Origin of the sequence: Saccharopolyspora halophila (genome assembly GCF_039531955.1) — a bacterium.
Lineage (GTDB): Bacteria > Actinomycetota > Actinomycetes > Mycobacteriales > Pseudonocardiaceae > Saccharopolyspora > Saccharopolyspora halophila.
In genome coordinates, this window is the sequence record NZ_BAAARA010000008.1 from 237,000 (window position 1) to 254,720 (window position 17,721).

Below are 17,721 nucleotides of genomic sequence, written 5' to 3' on the forward strand. Positions count from 1 at the left end.
GCTCGACAGTGACCAGATCACTATATCGAACGCCCGTGCGAAGCTACAACGGGGTTTCCGGCGATTCGCCCTTCACCGCGCCGTGACTTCGTACTCCGCGAGATCGACTTTCTTGGTGCGCATCCAGTACTTCCACGTGAATCCCGGCCACAACGTCCGGTTCACGCCGTTCTGGTCGAGGTACCAGCTGCGGCAACCGCCGGCCGACCAGACCTCCCCCTCCAACGAGGAGTGGATCTCGTCGAGGAACTTGTCCTGGGCGGACTTGCGCACGTCGACCTGCCCGACCTTGCCCTTCACGATCGGCTTGATGCAGTCCAACACGTAGTTGAGCTGCGACTCGATCATGAACACCACGGAGTTGTGCCCGAGACCGGTGTTCGGGCCGAGCAGGAAGAACAGGTTTGGGTACCCGGAGACCGTGATGCCCAGGTGGGCGAACATGCCGTCCCGCCACTCGTCCTGCAGCTTGCGACCATCCCGACCGATGATCGACAGGTGGCTGTAGGCGTCGGTGACGTGGAAGCCGGTGCCGTAGATGATGGCGTCGACCCCGTGCTCCCGGCCGTCGCCGGTGACCACCGAGTTCTCCTTCACCTCGGCCACACCGCTGGTGATGACATCCACGTTGGACCGCGTCAGCGCCGGGTAGTAGTCGTTGGACAGCAGGATGCGCTTGCACCCCATCGCGTAGTCCGGGGTGACCGCCTCGCGCAGCTTCGGGTCCTTGATGGTCTTGCGGATGTAGCGCTTGGACATCGCTTCGGCGATCCTGCCGAAGCGCTTGTTGAACACCGCGAAGTACCGGGCCTCCAGCACCCAGTAGAGCGCGGCTCGCGCAGTGCGCTGAACCAGCGGGACACGGCGGAAGACCTTCTTCAGCGCCTCGGGAATCGCGCCGTCGGGCTTGGGCTGGATCCACGGAGGGGTCCGCTGGAACAGGTGCAGCTGATCGACCTGTTCGGCGACCTTGGGCACGAACTGGATCGCGCTGGCGCCGGTCCCGACCACGGCGACGCGCTTGCCGCGCAGGTCGTAGTCGTGGTTCCACTCCGCGGAGTGGAAGACCTCGCCCTTGAAATCCTCCATCCCCGCTAGCTCGGGATACATGGGCAGGTGCAGCGCGCCCACGCCCGACACCAGGGCGCGGCCGACGTACTCGGTGCCATCGCCGGTGGCGACCGTCCAGGTCTTGGAGTTCTCGTCGTACTCGGCTCCGGTGAACTCCACCCCGTAGTGGATGTGATCGCGGACCTCGTACTTGTCGGCGCAGCGCTGCAGGTACTCGCTGATCTCACCCTGCTCGGCGAACATCCGCGACCAGTTCGGGTTCTGCTCGAACGAGAACGAGTACATCAACGAGGGCACGTCGCAGGCACACCCCGGGTAGGTGTTGTCCCGCCAGGTGCCACCCAGATCAGCGGACTTCTCCAGCACGATGAAGTCCTCGATACCGGCCTGCTTGAGCTTGATCGCCATGCCGAGCCCGGAGAAGCCGGTTCCGACAATGACCACCGAGGTCTCGTATCGACGCTGGTCAGACGACTGCGGTTGCACCATCAGGCCCCTCCTTGGACACCGGCACAGTGAGCTACTGCCAAGTAGGCTACTACGAGTAGGTTACTTGCGGTAGGGTTGAGTTCGTGAACAGCCCGCAGGCACCCGAGCGCGCACGTAAACGCATGTCCCGCGCCGAGCGGGAGAAGCAGATCCTGGCCGTGGCCGAACGCGTGTTCGCGAACGAGGGCTACCAGATGACGTCGATGGACGAAGTCGCTGCGGAAGTGGGCTTGTCCAAGCCGATGCTCTACGAGTACTTCGGCTCCAAGGAGGGCCTGCTGCTGGCCTGCCTGCAGCGCGCCAAGCGCGAGCTACTGGAGTCGACCAACCTGGCGGCCGCCGCTGCCGAAGGCCCCGAACAGCTGCTCTTCGACTGCCTGCTGGCCTTCTTCAAGTTCAGCGACGAGCACGGGCAGGCTTGGGCACTGCTGCGCAACGAGTTCTCGATCCCCAACGCCTCGATCAACACCGAGCTGGAGGCCATCCGCGTCCAGCAGCGCGACTTCACCGCAGGGCTGCTGGGCAACATCCGCACCGACCTCGACGACCAGCAGCTCGAAGCGTTCGCCGAATCGATCATCGGCGCCTGCGAACGCCTGGCCATGTGGCGGGAGCAGCGCCCTGAGGTCACCGCCGAGAAGGCCACCGAACACCTGATGTCGCTGATCGCCCCGAGTCTGGCAGCCGGGTTATAGCGCCAGAACCGAGCATGGGATCCTTTCTGTCACCCCGGGCAGCGGGAAACCGGCGGATGGGAACTTCCATCCAGCGATCACCGTGCCGCGCCACTCGCTGAGTTCACTCGTTCGTGCCACATCTTCGGCGGTGGGGTCAAGATCGTGTTGAGGGTCTCCGATGCGAAGTCAGCCGTGTCAACACTTCTGACTCGAGGAGAACGAATCTTGCCCTCCTGGACCACGCGCACAGCCAAGGTCGCCATCGTGGCTGCGGGCTTCGCCACCGCCGGCGCAGGTGCCGCCAATGCGGCGGGAACCAGCGACATCCAAAAGCCGGACCTGTCAACGGTTCCGGATACCATCGACGCCCAGGCCCCGGCCAACGCCTGCCAGATGCAGGAAGGGGCCGCGTTCAGCCCGACCAAGGCCCCCTGCGTGGACGCGCAGCTGGGCGCCAAGTCGCCGAACGTGATCAAGCAGGTCGGGGTGGACATCACCAAGACCGCGCACGGAGCCGCCGGCGAGCTGCAGGACGGCCGCCAGCTGCTCGCCCCCGGTAAGCCGAACCGCGTGCTGGGGCACGTGTTCGCCGAGACCACGCGTCTGTCGAACATGACCAAGACCCGCCCCACCGTGAGCGGTTCGGTCCAGCCCGAGCACGTCGGCGTGGTGCACGAGCACACCGACTCGGCTTCCCTGCTGGACTTCAAGGTCGGACCCCGCGGGCCCGCCCACGAGGGCTTCTCGGCCGCGGACACCGCTGTTGAGATGACCGCGGCGCAGGGCTACGAGAACGAGCCGATCGCCGACCCCGCTGGCCTGGCTGCTCCCACCCTGGAGAACAACCCGCTGCAGACCTCGGGCGAACCGGTGACCCTGGCCAAGCCGAGCGATGTGCTGCCCGCCGCGTCCGACGCGCCGGTGCTGGGCAAGGTCGACAAGGCCGTTGGCGGCGTGGCCGACGCTCCGGTCAAGCACGTCGGGCAAGCCCTGGCCAACTGATCGACCACCGGGCTCCTCGTTCCCACAACGATTTCCAAATGTCCCTTGTGGACAAAACGGACCTCAGGTCACTCCATAGTGGGAACTTGGCCGAAAACGCGGGTTTGAGTTCGACGTGGCCTCACGTCGTACCGCAGACTCTGCCGCGCGAAGCAACGTGAATGACGAACACATTTACCTTGCCTCGCAACGGGATTCGTCAATCCCACCGAGAAACACCATCCAGAAGGAGAACCACAGTGCGTACCGCTGCACGTATCGCCGGCGCCGCCGGCGTCGCCACCGCCATGCTCGCCGTGGGCGGCCCGGCGTTCGCCGACAGCGCGGACAACGAGGGCGTCAACGCCGGCAACGACAACAACATCAGCGCCGTGCCGGTGCAGCTGTGCGGCAACAACGCCGCTGTGCTGGGCGCCGTGGTGCCGATCCTGTCGCCGCAGACCCCGTCCTGCGTCAACGCGCCGGTGGTCGACCACCCGCAGGGCTGAAGTCTCAGCCAGCGAAAAAGCGCCGGGCCCATCGAGAGCCCGGCGCTTTTTGCGTTTCCCGAAAAATCAGGCGGCGGTCATGTCCACCACGCCCGCATCCGGCTCACCGATGTTGAACGGTTCGCCCTTTTCCGCGCGCTCCACCAGCGACTGCGGCGGCTGGAAGCGCTCGCCGTAGCGCTCGGCAAGCTCGTTGGCGCGGGCGACGAACCCGGCCAGACCACCCGGGTAACCGTTCATGTACTGCACCACGCCACCGGTCCACGGCGGAAAACCGATGCCCATGATCGAGCCGATGTTGGCATCCGGCACCGACCGGAGCACGTCCTCGTCGAGGCATTTGACCGTTTCCAGCGCCTCCACGAACAGCATCCGCTCCTTGAGGTCGACGAGGTCGACCTGTGACTGGTCCCGGTCGGCAGCACCGAACTGCTCAGCCAGCCCCGGCCACAAACCGGTTCGCTTCCCGTCCGAGTACTCGTAGAAACCGGCGCCGCTGGAACGACCCTTGCGGTCGAGCTCATCGACCATGCGGTCCAGTACCGACTCTGCGGGGTGGGCTGCCCACGTGCCGCCTTTCGCTTCCACCGCTCGCTTGGACTCGTCGCGGATCTTGCGCGGCAGGGTCAGCGTCAACTCGTCGAACAGCTGCAGCACCGGCGCCGGGAACCCTGCCTGCGAGGCCGCCTGCTCGATGCTGGCCGGATGCACGCCCTCGGCCAGCATCGCCACGCCCTCGTAGAGGAAAGTTCCGATGACGCGGCTGGTGAAGAAGCCGCGGCTGTCGTTGACCACGATCGGCGTCTTCTTGATCTGCTGCACGACGTCGAAGGCGCGGGCCAGGCTGCGGTCGCTGGTCTCCGCACCGGAGATGATCTCCACCAGCGGCATCTTGTCGACGGGTGAGAAGAAGTGCAGACCGATGAAGTTCTCCCGGCTGCGCACCCCCTCGGCCAGGTCCGTGATCGGAAGCGTGGAGGTGTTGGAGCAGATCAGCGCGTCGTCATCGATGACGTCCTCGATCTCGGCATACACCTGGTGCTTGATCTTGGGGTCCTCGAAGACGGCCTCGATGACGAGGTCGCAACCCCGCAGGGGCTCGACCTGATCGGTGGGCGTGATGCGAGCCAGCAGCTCGTCGCCCTTCTCCTGAGTGGATCGGCCCTTCGCAACGGCCTTCTCCACCAGCGTGTTCGAGTAGTCCTTGCCCTTCTCGGCGTTCGCGAGAGAGACGTCCTTGATGACGACCTCCATGCCCGCCTTGGCGCAGACGTAGGCGATGCCTGCGCCCATCATGCCCCCGCCGAGCACCGCGACCTTGTTGGCGCGGGTTTCCGGCTGACCATCCGGGCGGCTACCGCCGGCGTTGATGTGCTGCAGGTCGAAGAAGAACGCCTTGCTCATGTTCTTCGAGGTCTGCCCGCACAGCAGTTCCACGAAGTAGCGTCCCTCGATCTGCAGGGCGGTGTCGACGTCGACCTGGCTGCCCTCGACCGCGGCTGCCATGATGTTGCGCGGCGCGGGCATCGGAGCGCCCTTGAGCTGCTTGCGCAGATTCGCCGGGAACGCGGGGAGGTTCGCGGCGAACTTGGGATTGGACGGCGTGCCGCCCGGGATCTTGTGCCCGGCGGTGTCCCACGGCTGCGCGGCCTCGGGGTTCGCCTTGATCCACTCCTTGGCCTTGGCCAGCAGCTCTTCCTCGGTCTCGACGATCTCGTCGAGCAGGCCGGTCTTGAGCGCCTTCTCCGGACGCAGCTGCTGGCCCTGCAGCAGCACGCCCATCAGGGCCTCTGCGATTCCGAGCAGCCGAACGCTGCGCACGACGCCGCCTGCGCCGGGCAGCAGGCCGAGCTGCACCTCGGGGAAGCCGAAGCGGGCCTTGGGGTTGTTCAACGCGATGCGGCGGTGGCACGCCAGCGCGATCTCCAGGCCACCGCCCAGCGCGGTGCCGTTGAGCGCGGCAACCACCGGCTTGCCGAGGGTTTCCAGCCTGCGCAGCTGCTTCTTGACGTTGGTGGTGGTCTCGGAGACCGCCTCGGCGTCGTCCGGGCGTGCCTGAATGAGTTCGCGCAGATCGCCGCCCGCGAAGAAGGTGCTCTTCGCGGAGGTGATGACCACGCCGGTGATGTTGTCGCGTTCGGTTTCCAGACGCTGCACGATCTCGTCCATGCTGCGCTGGTACCGCGTGTTCATGGTGTTGGCCTGCTGCTGCGGGTCGTCCAGCGTCAGCACGACGATGCCGTCGGCGTCGGACTCCCAGCGGATGGTGTTCTGCTCGCTCATGTCAGATGTGTCCTTCAGCCGATCCGTTCGACGATGGTCGCGATACCCATGCCTCCGCCGACGCACAGGGTTGCCAGGCCGTAGCGCTGGTTGCGGCGCTCGAGCTCATCGATGACAGTGCCCAGGATCATCGCGCCGGTGGCGCCGAGCGGGTGCCCCATCGCGATGGCACCGCCGTTGACGTTGACCTTGTCGTGGCTGAGGCCGAACTCCTTCATGAACTTCAGCGGCACCGCTGCGAAGGCCTCGTTGATCTCGACGAGGTCGATCTGGTCGATGGTCATGTCGGCCTTGTCCAGCGCCTTGCGCACTGCCGGGCCGGGGCCGGTGAGCATGATCGTCGGGTCGGCGCCGGACAGCGCGGCCGAAACGACGCGGGCGCGCGGCTTGAGACCGGTGCGCTCGCCGAGCCCTTCGCTACCGATCAGCGCCAGCGCGGCACCATCGACGATGCCCGAGGAGTTTCCCGGGGTGTGCACGTGGTCGATCTGCTCGACCCAGTGGTACTTCTGCAACGCGACCGCGTCGAAGCCGCCCATCTCGCCAATATCGGCGAACGAGGGCTTCAGGTCGCCGAGGGCGTCGACAGTGGTGCCCGCGCGGACGTGCTCGTCGCTGTCTAGCACGACGGTGCCGTTGCGGTCGCGGACCGGGATCACCGACTTGGCGAAGCGCCCATCGGCCCAGGCCTTGGCGGCGCGCGTCTGCGACTCCGCGGCGAAGGCGTCGACGGTGGCGCGGTCGAAGCCCTCGAGGGTGGCGATGAGGTCGGCGCCGATGCCCTGGGGCACGAACGACGTCTCGTAGTTGGTCTCGGGGTCCATCGCCCAAGCACCGCCGTCGGTGGCCATCGGCACGCGCGACATCGACTCGACGCCGCCTGCCAGCACGGCGTCCTCCCAACCGGAGCGCACCTTCTGCGAAGCGGCGTTCACCGCTTCCAGCCCAGATGCGCAGAAGCGGTTGAGCTGCACACCGCTGACGGTGTCGGGCAGTCCCGCGGCCAGCGCTGCCGTCTTGGCGATGTCGGCGCCCTGGTCGGAAACGGGCGTGACGACGCCCAGAACGACATCATCGATCAACGCGGGATCGAGCTGCGGGTGACGCCGCTTCAGTTCTTCGATCAGGTCTACGACCAGGGAGATCGGCTTCACCCCATGCAGCGACCCGGATTTCTTCCCGCGACCCCGCGGCGTGCGGATCGCGTCGTAGACGAACGCCTCGGACATTGGTGGCGTGCCTCCTCGTTGCGGCAGGTGCTCCACTCAGAGTGTGACACCGATGCTGTCACAGTCAATGTCTGCTGCACCGCAGCCGCATGAAACCGGGATGACGAGGATGGGAACCTTCCTGCAAGAGCAACCCTGACCTGACAGAAAGGTTCCCCTGCTCCACGGGCACCTCGAACCGAAAAGGCGGGGCCGTCCGCACGACCCCGCCTTCCTCACGCATTCCTCAGCGCAGCAGCGGCTCCGCACCGAGACCGCGGATGGAGGCATCCAGCACCTGCACGGTGTGCGCCATAGCCAGCTGCTCACCGCGCCGCTCGAGTGCGGTGCGGATCTGCATGGAGCAGCCCGGGTTCGCTGTAACCAGCAACTGCGAGCCTGTGGCCAGCACGTTCTCGGCCTTGCGGTCGCCGAGCTCGCGCGCCGGTTCGGGTTGCAACAGGTTGTAGACACCGGCGGAACCACAGCAGAGCTCGGCACGGTTGATCTCGCTGAGCTGCAAGCCGGGGATGCCGCGCAGCAGCTCGCGAGGCTGACTGCGGATGCCCTGCCCATGGGCCAGGTGGCAGGCATCGTGGTAGGCGATGTGCACCGGGACCGGGTGCCGCTCGGCCACCGGTCCGAGCTCGGTGAGCAACTCGGAGACGTCGCGCACCCGCTCGGAGAACTTCTCGGCCTTGGCCTTGTACGCGGGGTCGTCCTGCAGCAGACGCGGATACTCCTTGAGCGTGGATCCGCACCCGGCGGAATTGATCACCACGTAGTCCACATCGGACGCTTCGAACGTGTCGAGGAGTTTCCGGGCGAAGCCGATGGCCTCCTCTTCCCGTCCCGAGTGTTCGCTGAGCGCGCCGCAACACCCCTGCCCGGGCGGAATCACCAAGTCGCAGCCTTCGGCCGACAGGATCCGGGCGGTTGCGGCGTTGACATCGGGGAAGAACGCCGACTGCACGCAGCCGGTGATCAAACCGACGGTTGCCCGCTTCTCCCCTCGTGCCCGCACGCGCGAAGGGAGCTTTTCCGCGCGGTCGATCGGCGGCGCGAGCGATTCCATAACCTGCAGCCCCGCCGGAAGTTTGGACATCAGGCCGCTGCGGTTGAGCAACCTGCTCAACCGGGACTTCTGGTATAGGGCCAGCGGGCCGCGCATGGCCCGCAACCGATTGGGATACGGGAACAGGGTAAAGATCATCGTGCGCATGAACTTTTCCCAACGACCACGCTTGTGATTGCGCTCCACCTGGGCACGCGTCTCGGAGATCAACGTCCCGTACTGCACACCGGAGGGGCACGAACTCACGCAGGCCATGCAACCCAGGCAAGCGTCGAAGTGCTCGACCACGTTGCCGGTGAGCGGTTCGCCTTCCAGCCCCTCCTGCATCAGGTAGATGCGGCCGCGCGGCGAGTCCATCTCCTCGCCCCACAGCTCGTAGGTGGGACAGCTGGGCAGGCAGAATCCGCAGTGGACGCAATCGTCGATGAGTTCACGTTGTGGCGGGTGAAACGCGTCGAACGCGCCTTGCCCGGCAGAGGTCTCGGCCATCAGATTCCTCCCACGAACCGACCGGGGGACAGTCGGTGCTGCGGATCGAACTGGTCCTTGCTACGCCGCATGAGCGTCTGCACTCCCGGCGCGATCGGCCCCCACGGATCGACGGCATCGAGCACGGCACGCGGTGCCCGTTCCACCACCACGTACCCGGCGCGGTCGCGCAGTCGCCGAGTGAAGCCGGCGACCTCGCTGGGGTCGGCCTCCGCTGGGATGCCCAGGTGCAGCACCCCCAGTCCGACCGCGCCGCGCACCGAGACCGCCAGGTCTCCAGCGCTCTCGGCGATGGACTCGAGCAGGTGTCGCATTGCTGCCGGCTCGGCGCCGACGCGCAGTCCGATGCCATCGGGTTCGAAGGCCTGCCTGCCCCACCACGACGGTGGCTCTTCGAGCACTTCGGCCTTGTCACCGACGGCTGCGGCCAGCACCTGCGCGCGTTCCTGAGTGACAGAAGGACGCCCTTCCAGTTGCGCGCACACCGTCAGGGGCACGCTCGACTCAGCACGATCGATCTCGACGGCAGTGGGCATGGCTTGGGAAGCGCGGACGGTGTCGGCAGCGGCCACAGCCTCGGCCGGGGTGTCGCAGGCGATCGAGATCCATCGGTGTTCCACGGCCACGGGGTGCAGCCGGAACACGGCTTCGGTGATGACGCCGAGCGTGCCGAACGAGCCGGTGTACATCTTGCCGAGGTCGTAGCCCGCGACGTTCTTGACGACCTTGCCGCCGGAGGTGGTCACCGTGCCGTCGGCCAGGACCACGGTGATGCCGATCAGCAGATCACGCACACCCCCGAACAAGTGCCTGCAGGGACCGGAGGTCGCGGTGGCGACGACGCCTCCGACGGTGGCCGAAGGCAGGGACTGGTCGATGGCGAGTTGCTGCCCGCTCTCGCTCACCACAGCGTTGATGTCGGCGATGGGGGTACCGGCCGACGCTCGCACGACGAGATCACCCGCGGCGTGCTCGATGACGCGGTTGGCCGGCGAGAGATCCAGCACCAGGTCGACCGCCCGCGGTGGGGCTCCCCAATCGAGTTTGCTTCCCGAACCTTTGGGCACGACCCGTAGGTCGTGCTCTGCGGCGACCTTCATCGCGGCGGCGGCCTGCTCGGTGCCGTCGACGGCGGCAACCCATGTCGGGCGCACACCGCAGATCTCGTCGGCCCCGGTGGCCTGCCGCACCCGGTCGGCACCTAGCGCGGCCACCAGTGCGTCGTGCGCGGCGTCCGTGGTCTTCGTCGGCATCAGAACTGCTCCGCCAATCCCGCTTCGGTCAGTGGATGCACGCCCTTGCGGCGCCCGGGAACTTCCCCGCACAGCCGCGGCGTTGGGAACACCTTGCCGGGATTGCAGATCCCGACCGGGTCGAACGCGCAGCGCACGCGTTGCATGGTGTCGAGGTCCTCGGCGGTGAACATGCGGCCCATGTACTTGATCTTGTCCGCGCCGACCCCGTGCTCACCGGTGATGGATCCGCCGTGCTCGATGCACAGGTCCAGGATGGCTCCGGACACCTCCTCCGCGCGTTCGCCCGCGCCGGGTTCGGCGTCGTCGAACAGCACCAGCGGGTGCAGGTTGCCGTCACCCGCGTGGAAGACGTTGGCCACTCGCACGCCGCTCTCAGCCGACAACCGCGCGATGCGGCCGAGCACCTCGGGCAATGCGGTGCGGGGGATGACGCCGTCCTGAACGATGTAGTCCGGGCTGATTCGCCCGACGGCGGCGAACGCGGATTTGCGACCTTTCCAGATCATGGCCCGTTCGTGGTCGTCGGCGGCCACCCGGATCTCGAAGGCGCCGTGCGCGCGGCAATGACGTTCGACCTCGGCGAAGGTGTGTTCCACTTCGGCGGCCGGGCCATCGAGTTCGACGACCAGCACGGCCCCCGCGCCGTCCGGGTAGCCGCACTGCACCGCCTGTTCGGCCGCTTCGATGGACAGTGCGTCCATCATCTCGATCGCAGCGGGTGTGACCCCGTCGGCGATGATCGCTGAAACGGCCCCGCCTGCCTCGTCGGTAGAGGGGAAGCCAGCCAGGAGCGTCTGCACGGATTCGGGTTTGCGCAGCAGCCGCACGGTGATCTTGGTGACGATCCCCAAGGTCCCTTCGCTGCCGATGAAGGTCCCCAACAGGTCATATCCCGGAGCCTCGCGCGCCGTGGAGCCGAGCTCGATCAGATCACCATCCGGCGTGACGACTTCCAGCCCGAGAATGTGGTTGGTGGTGAAGCCGTACTTCAAGCAGTGCGCACCACCGGAGTTCTCCGCGACGTTGCCGCCGACCGAGCAGACCTGCTGGCTGGACGGGTCCGGAGCGAAGTAGTAGCCCTGCGGCGCGGCGGCTTTCGTGACATCCAGGTTGATCACGCCGGGTTCAACGACCGCCCGCTCGTTGGCCGTATCGATCTCGAGGATGCGACGCATCTTCGAGGTCACCACGAGCACTCCCGAGGAGTGCGGTAGCGCCCCTCCCGAGAGCCCGGTTCCGGAGCCCCGCGCCACGAACGGGATGTCGTGGGCGGCGCAGGCCTTGACCACCTTCTGAATCTGCTCGGCCGTTTCGGGCAGCACTACTGCGGCCGGCACGACCCGGTAGCTGGCCAGACCGTCGCACTCGTAGGTCCGCAGCCGCTGTGGATCGGTGATCAGGGCACCGTCCGGCAGGGCCGCCTGGAACTCCCGCACCACCGCAGCCGGCAGCACCCGGCCTTCGGGCTCGGCACTCGTCGACGGCATCGTCAACCTCCCGAGAGAACTTCCACTTTACGAAAAAGTGGTTCCACAGGTGAAAATCCTAGGTTGTTCACAACATAGATACAAGAGTTCGACAAGAAGGAGCTCCTGCTCGCCTCGATTGTGCCGCTGCGCACGCTTGCCGACGACCTGCGAAGCCACCGGGCATCCGGCTCGTACCTGACAGGTTGGTTCCCTTCCGCAGCACCCCTAGTCGTGCAACTGCGAGGACGGTTCCCTTCCCGCCGCTACAGCGCCGGAAGTCGCGTCAGCGAGGGGTATGCCTGCATGCCCAACCGCTCAACGGCCCGCGGCACGTACCCGCTGGGCCAGCGGTAGCGAACGCGGTCCGGCACCGCTCGGCCAAAGCACCGGAAGCCGCGCAAACCGGCCTCGGCCACCGGCTGCGGCAGGCCGGATCGGCCGTGCAATGTCCTCGCCCAACCCGGCAGCTGCGCGTAGGCCAGCCGCCCGAGCGGCTGGTAGGCGAGGTTCACCGGTTGCAGCCGCCAGTCCCTGAACGGCCGGTGCAGGAACCTCACCACCAACTCGGAATCCCCGGTTCGCGCCAGCTCGGGACGCACCCGCTGAAAGTATTCGGTCATTTCGCGCCGCGATCCGGGAACACGATCGGGATCGATGCCGACCAGCGCGGCCGAACGCCGTTGCTCGTCGAAGTAGCGATCATGAGCCTCGTCGCTGAGCGGAAAACCCGCGTTGCGCACAACCGAGGCGAAGGAAGCGACCTCGGCGCAGTGCACCCACAGCAGCAGCTCCGGATCGTCGAGGCGGATCGGCTCGCCGCTGCGCCGGTCGTGCGCGCACAACGTCCGGTGGACCTTGCGAACCTTCGCGGCCGCGGATTCGACCTCTTCGGTGGTGCCGTAGGTGCTCACGGCCACGAATCTGCTGGTGCGCAGCAGCCTTCCCACCGGATCCTGCTGGAAGCGCGAGTTCTGCACGACGGCCGCCACAGCGCGCGGGTGCAACGACTGCAGGAACAGGCTCGTGATCCCGGCGATCCACATCGTCGGGTCGGCGTGCAGGTGCCAGGTGACCGTGCTCGGCCCGAACAGCCCCGGGTCACCCATGGCGATCAACCACCTGCGACCAGCATCGGGATCAACTGCTCCGCTGCCGTCAATGACCCGTGGTGGCCGCGCATCGCCGATTCACCCGGCTCGGCCAGGGTGCGAACCACGCAGCCTCTTCGCATGATCGCCAGCACGTCACCGATGCGTTGCCGCGCGGCTTCGGTGACCACCGGTCCGAACCAACCCTCATCGATGGCCTGTTCACCGGTGAGCACGATCCCGTTCGCGCCGATGGTCTCCCGCCAAGCCGACATCACTGCGTCGCGGGCGCCGGGCTCGGTGTAGACGTGGCGCACGCGCGCCTCACCACCGAGCAGTTGGACACCGTCCTGCAGCACGCGGTCGGTATCGGCGTCGAACACCTCGGACTGGTCGGGGGAAACCATGCCGTGGTCGGCGACGACCGCCAGCACCGCGCCGGGCGGCAGGTTCTCGACGATCAGCTGCACCAGGCGATCGATCTGAGCCAGCTGCAACCGCCATCGCGCGGACCCCGGGCCGTAGATGTGCCCGAGCATGTCCAAACCGCCGTGATAGCCGTAGCAGAACGTGGTCCTGTCGGCCCTGGCCGCGTCGATCAGCTCGCCGGCCAGATCACCGAACTCCCGCACCTCGCGGAACGCCCCACCGCGCATCGAGGCCCGGGTGAATCCGGTGCCCTGGAACTGCGCGGGCAAAGCGGTGCGAACATCGACGCCCGCCGCCGCAGCGGTCTCCAGGACTGTCGGCACGGGTTGAACCTGTTCGGGTGGCCATTCCTCGAGCAGGCTGCGCCGATCGCCCGCGGCATCGGCTCGGGTTCCGTGCGTGCTCCACCGCAAGGGGTGCAGCAGGCTTCCGCTGGGCTCGGCGAACGAAGTGCCGACCATGCCGTGCTCACCAGCACAACGTCCGGTGCCCAACGAGGTCAAGCTGGTGACGGTGGTGGTCGGAAAGCCCGCCGTCAACGGCGCGGAGCTGGGCAGGCTCGCCAGGAACGGCGCGTCGGCGGGGTGCTCGCGCAGCAGCTGCTCGCCGAGGCCATCAACGAGCAGCACCGCGCCCGTGCGGCAAGGAGGCAGGCCGACCGTGTCGCTGAACCCGCTGACGCCCAGCGCGGCCAGCATCGACGGCACGACATCGCACAACGCGCGGCCATCACGATCCGGAGCGACGATCCAGTCCACGCAACCAGCCTCCTCGCGATGCGGGCGCACCAGTGCGCGCCCGCGCACTCGTCAGAATCCCATGGAGCGGCCGATGATCTCCTTCATGATCTCGGTGGTGCCGCCGTAGATCGTCTGGACGCGGGAGTCCAGGAACGCCTTGGCGACCGGGTACTCGGTCATGTAACCGAACCCTCCGTGCAGCTGCAGGCAGCGATCCACCACGCGCTTGTTGAGTTCACTGAGCCACCACTTGGCCATCGCGGCGTGCTCGATGTCCAGTTCACCGCGCACGTGGTCCTGCACGCAACGGTCCGTGAAGACCCGCCCGATCTCGACCTCGGTTGCCATCTCGGCCAGTTCGAAGCGCGTGTTCTGGAACTTGCCGATCGGACGACCGAACGCGGTGCGCTCGCGGCAGTAGTCCTTGGTGAGGTCGAGGACCTTCTCCGCGGTCGCCGCCGAGGCCACCGCGATCGACAACCGCTCCTGCGGCAGGTTCTGCATCAGGTAGATGAACCCCTGGCCCTCCTCGCCGAGGAGGTTCTCGGCGGGAACGCGCACGTCGTTGAAGAACAACTCAGCCGTGTCCTGGGCCTTCTGCCCGATCTTGTCGAGGTTCCGGCCGCGCTCGAAGCCCTCCATTCCGCGCTCGACCACGAGCAGGCTGATTCCCTGGTGCCCGGCATCGGGATCCGTTCGCGCGACCACGATCACCAGGTCGGACATGATGCCGTTGGAGATGAAGGTCTTCTGCCCGTTGAGCACGTAGTGGTCGCCGTCGCGGACAGCGGTGGTGCGGATGCCCTGCAGGTCGCTGCCCGCACCAGGCTCGGTCATGGCGATGGCGGTGATGGTTTCGCCAGAGCAGAACCCCGGCAACCAGCGTTGCTTCTGCTCCTCGTTGGCGAGCTTCATCAAATACGGCGCGACGATGTCGTTGTGCAGCGGGGATCCGAATCCCGAGCTGCCGCCCGCCACGAGTTCCTCGTTGAAGACCACGTTGAACCGGAAGTCGTCCACTCCCCCGCCGCCGTAGGCCTCGTCGACGGCGAAACCGAGCAACCCTTGCTCACCCGCAGCGCGCCAAGCTTGCCGACTGACCTGACCAGCGGCCTCCCATTCGGCCGCGTGCGGCTGCAGCTCCTTGCTGACGAAGGTCCGAACGGTCTCTCGGAACGCTTCGTGTTCGGGTTCGAACATTTCCCTGCGCATCGGTCACGCTTCCTTCCGGGATAGCTGCGGGCGGGGCGAGGAAGGGACCCTTCCTGTCACTCTCGGCTCGATCAGCTCGACTGCGAGCTTGGGAGCTTTTCTGTCATTGCGCAGCACGCATCGCTCCGGAATCCAGGAACTCCAGCGAAATCCCCCATTCCCGCAACACCTGCTCGGTGTGCGCGCCGGGCTGGGCGATCGCCCCCGGTGGCGGATTGGCGGTGCGGCTGAAGCGAGGAGCAGGGGCGGGCTGCAAAGCACCATCGCGACGGACCAGCGTTTCCCGGGCGGCGATGTGCGGATGCTGTTCGGCTTCGGTCATCGACAGCACGGGCGCGACGCAGGCGTCCGAGTCGGCGAAGTGCTCGGCCCATTCGTCCCGGGTGCGCTGCTTGAAGGTCTCGGTGAAGATCTCGCGCAGCTTGGGCCAACTGCCCTCGTCGTCCCGGTCGGGAAGCTGTTCGGCGATGCCGAGCTTGTCGACGAGCTCGGCGTAGAACTTGGGTTCCAGCGCTCCCACGGAGACGTATTCACCGTCCGCGGTCTCGTAGACGTCGTAGTACGGAGCGCCGGTGTCCAGGAGGTTCGTGCCGCGCTCGGTGCTCCATCCTCCGGAGGACAAGAACCCGAACAGCATCGCGCCGAGATGCGTGGTTCCGTCGACGATGGCCGCATCGACGACCTGACCTCGTCCGCTGGTGCGCGCTTCCAGCATGGCGGCGAGCACGCCCACGGCCAGATACATCGCACCGCCGCCGAAGTCTCCGAGCAGGTTGGCGGGCACCTGCGGAGGCCCGCCTTGGCGACCGATGGCGTGCAACATGCCGGTCAACGAGATGTAGCCGATGTCATGACCGGATGCCGAGGACAACGGACCGTCCTGTCCCCAGCCGGTCATGCGGCCGTAGACGAGCGCCGGATTGACCTTCCAGCAGTCCTCGGGGCCGACCCCGAGCTTTTCGGTGACTCCGGGTCGCAGGCCTTCCAGCAGTACATCCGCCTGCTCGACGAGCGCGAGCACAGCGCCGGCCCCCTGTTCGTGCTTGAGGTCGACCTGCACTGACCGTTTGCCCCGGTTGAGCAAGTCCTGCCCCGCCGGGGCGTTCGGCCGATCGACCCGGACCACGTCAGCCCCCAGGTCGGCCAGCAGCATCGCGCAGAACGGCGCCGGCCCCAGCCCGGCCAGCTCGACGACTTTGAGACCAGCCAGCGGTCCGCCCTGAGACATCACACCACTTCCCCTTTGAACGGCTGTGCCCTCGGTTGATGGGCGGCGCCGGATTCTCGTTCGAAGCTGTGTCGCGCAACACAAGCATTACGACGCGCTTAGTGTTACACAGTTGGTGTCACAGACGTCAACCGTGAAACCGTCGAAGCCACCGGACGCCGGCAGGCGTCCAACACCAAAGGACGTCTGCGGCGCGCTCAGCGCGGAACGCAATCGACATCGGCTACGTGACACCGTTGGTGTTACAACGACCAGGGAGTAACCTGGCAGGCATGCTCCGAACTGCGGACGAAGAGCTCACCATCGACGAACTGGCCACCCGCGCAGGAGTGACCGTGCGCACCGTGCGGTTCTACTCGTCGCGCGGCCTGCTGCCCGCGCCGCGCCTGCGCGGCCGCTTGGGCCTCTACGGTGCTGAGCACTTGGCGCGGTTGGAACTGATCCGGGAGATGCAGACCCTCGGTTTCACCCTGCAGGCGATCGAACGTCACCTTCAGCGGCTGCCCGAGGACGCCTCCCCCGACGAACTGGCCTTGCAGCGCGCTTTGATCGCTCCGTGGACGGACGAACACGTCGAGGACCTCGACCGCCACGAACTCGATCGTCGCGCCGGGCAACACCTCGACGACGACCTCATCGAGCAGCTGGTGGAGCTGGGCATCCTGGAGCGGATCGCGGATTCCGACGACCTGCGACTACCCAGCCCGGCGATGCTGGGCGTGGGGCTGCAGATCCTGAACCTCGGGCTGCCGCTGGAAATGCTGGTGCAGGCCAAGAACATCGTCGAGCAGCACACCGGGCAGATCGCCACTGAGCTTCGCGAGCTGTTCGCCACCAACGTCCTGCGCCCCTACATGGAGCACGGCCGACCCGAGGACGAGCGCGAAAGGGTGCGCGCGGCGACCGACCAGCTGCGACCGCTGACGATTCAGGTGCTGGTGAACGGGTTCCAGCGCGCGGTCAACGATGTCATCCGGACACACGTGCGATGACCTGGTGGACGAAGGGCCGCTGTCGGTCAGGCGGCCGTCGGCAACCGTAGGGGTTGTTCAGCACGCTGCGGTAGCCGCTGCCTCAAGCGTGGGACTCAGCCCGCGCCGTGGCGGGTTCTCGGACGTCGTCGGACGAGTACAGCAGCAGCGCTGCGCATTTGCATATCGAAGATCCCGCAGCCCGGCGGCGTCCGAGGTTCCGCCACCCGCACCGCCACGCAAAGCGCGAACTGAAATATCTCCCCAGGGGCGGCAGACTCTGCCACCTGCGCAAGGGAACCTTCCTGTCACCTCCGCGCCCGAACCGGCAGGCTTCCTCCCGTCACATCTTCCGATGCTCAACAAGTGACGCTGCATTCCTGCGACAGGATCCCGGCGCGGTTCCGCAGCCCCGACCGAACGATTCGCGATCGGCCGCTTTTGCCCGTTTTGATCACCTCGTGTGATAAATCCCTTAATGGGTGAACCACGTTCCGGTGTTCCCCGCGACCCGCCCGGCGAGCCGGGACGCAGAGCGATAGGCAA

Annotated in this window: 14 protein-coding genes; 4 read left to right on the forward strand and 10 right to left on the reverse strand. The window is 66.7% G+C overall.

Annotated elements, in window-relative coordinates; genetic code table 11:
* Positions 1-72 precede the first annotated feature (72 nt).
* A complete protein-coding gene (locus tag ABD289_RS13670) occupies positions 73-1,560 on the reverse strand; it encodes a flavin-containing monooxygenase (protein WP_344131225.1) in 1,488 nt (495 codons plus the stop codon).
* 83 nt (positions 1,561-1,643) lie between these two features.
* On the opposite strand from ABD289_RS13670, the gene ABD289_RS13675 reads away from it, so the two are divergent.
* From ABD289_RS13675 to ABD289_RS13685, 3 genes are all read left to right on the forward strand, one after another.
* Complete coding sequence (locus ABD289_RS13675) at positions 1,644-2,255, forward strand: TetR/AcrR family transcriptional regulator (RefSeq protein WP_344131228.1); 612 nt, start codon at positions 1,644-1,646, stop codon at positions 2,253-2,255.
* Positions 2,256-2,462: 207 nt separating this feature from the next.
* The gene (locus ABD289_RS13680) at positions 2,463-3,239 is read left to right on the forward strand and encodes a hypothetical protein (protein WP_344131231.1); all 777 of its coding nucleotides are present in this window, start codon (positions 2,463-2,465) and stop codon (positions 3,237-3,239) included.
* Positions 3,240-3,478: 239 nt separating this feature from the next.
* The gene (locus ABD289_RS13685; protein WP_344131236.1) at positions 3,479-3,727 is read left to right on the forward strand and encodes a hypothetical protein; all 249 of its coding nucleotides are present in this window, start codon (positions 3,479-3,481) and stop codon (positions 3,725-3,727) included.
* A gap of 66 nt (positions 3,728-3,793) precedes the next feature.
* Here ABD289_RS13685 and ABD289_RS13690 read toward each other — a convergent pair whose 3' ends face one another.
* From ABD289_RS13690 to ABD289_RS13730, 9 genes are all read right to left on the reverse strand, one after another.
* Positions 3,794-6,010: a 3-hydroxyacyl-CoA dehydrogenase NAD-binding domain-containing protein gene (locus tag ABD289_RS13690; protein ID WP_344131239.1), complete on the reverse strand. Its 2,217-nt coding sequence runs from the start codon at positions 6,008-6,010 to the stop codon at positions 3,794-3,796.
* Positions 6,011-6,024: 14 nt separating this feature from the next.
* Positions 6,025-7,239, reverse strand: a complete 1,215-nt coding sequence (locus ABD289_RS13695; RefSeq protein ID WP_344131242.1) for an acetyl-CoA C-acetyltransferase — start codon at positions 7,237-7,239, stop codon at positions 6,025-6,027.
* Positions 7,240-7,465: 226 nt separating this feature from the next.
* Complete coding sequence (locus ABD289_RS13700; RefSeq protein ID WP_344131245.1) at positions 7,466-8,782, reverse strand: (Fe-S)-binding protein; 1,317 nt, start codon at positions 8,780-8,782, stop codon at positions 7,466-7,468.
* On the reverse strand, positions 8,782-10,035 hold the full coding sequence (locus ABD289_RS13705) for an FAD-binding oxidoreductase (protein WP_344131248.1): 1,254 nt from the start codon (positions 10,033-10,035) through the stop codon (positions 8,782-8,784). The genes ABD289_RS13700 and ABD289_RS13705 overlap by 1 nt, the downstream gene beginning before the upstream one ends.
* The gene (locus ABD289_RS13710; RefSeq protein ID WP_344131251.1) at positions 10,035-11,525 is read right to left on the reverse strand and encodes an FAD-linked oxidase C-terminal domain-containing protein; all 1,491 of its coding nucleotides are present in this window, start codon (positions 11,523-11,525) and stop codon (positions 10,035-10,037) included. Before ABD289_RS13710 ends, ABD289_RS13705 begins: the two co-directional genes overlap by 1 nt.
* A 245-nt stretch (positions 11,526-11,770) precedes the next feature.
* Positions 11,771-12,613, reverse strand: a complete 843-nt coding sequence (locus ABD289_RS13715; protein WP_344131254.1) for an oxygenase MpaB family protein — start codon at positions 12,611-12,613, stop codon at positions 11,771-11,773.
* A gap of 5 nt (positions 12,614-12,618) precedes the next feature.
* Positions 12,619-13,782: an alkaline phosphatase family protein gene (locus ABD289_RS13720; protein ID WP_344131257.1), complete on the reverse strand. Its 1,164-nt coding sequence runs from the start codon at positions 13,780-13,782 to the stop codon at positions 12,619-12,621.
* 51 nt (positions 13,783-13,833) lie between these two features.
* Entirely contained in the window at positions 13,834-14,976 is a 1,143-nt protein-coding gene (locus ABD289_RS13725) for an acyl-CoA dehydrogenase family protein (protein ID WP_344131260.1), read from the reverse strand.
* 103 nt (positions 14,977-15,079) lie between these two features.
* Positions 15,080-16,204 carry a CaiB/BaiF CoA transferase family protein gene (locus tag ABD289_RS13730; protein ID WP_344131263.1) on the reverse strand — a complete coding sequence of 375 codons (1,125 nt, stop codon included), beginning with the start codon at positions 16,202-16,204 and terminating at the stop codon, positions 15,080-15,082.
* A gap of 272 nt (positions 16,205-16,476) precedes the next feature.
* Here ABD289_RS13730 and ABD289_RS13735 point away from each other — a divergent pair, with 272 nt between their 5' ends.
* Positions 16,477-17,196 (forward strand): MerR family transcriptional regulator, encoded by a 720-nt coding sequence (locus ABD289_RS13735; RefSeq protein ID WP_344131266.1) that lies wholly within the window; start codon positions 16,477-16,479, stop codon positions 17,194-17,196.
* Positions 17,197-17,721 lie beyond the last annotated feature (525 nt).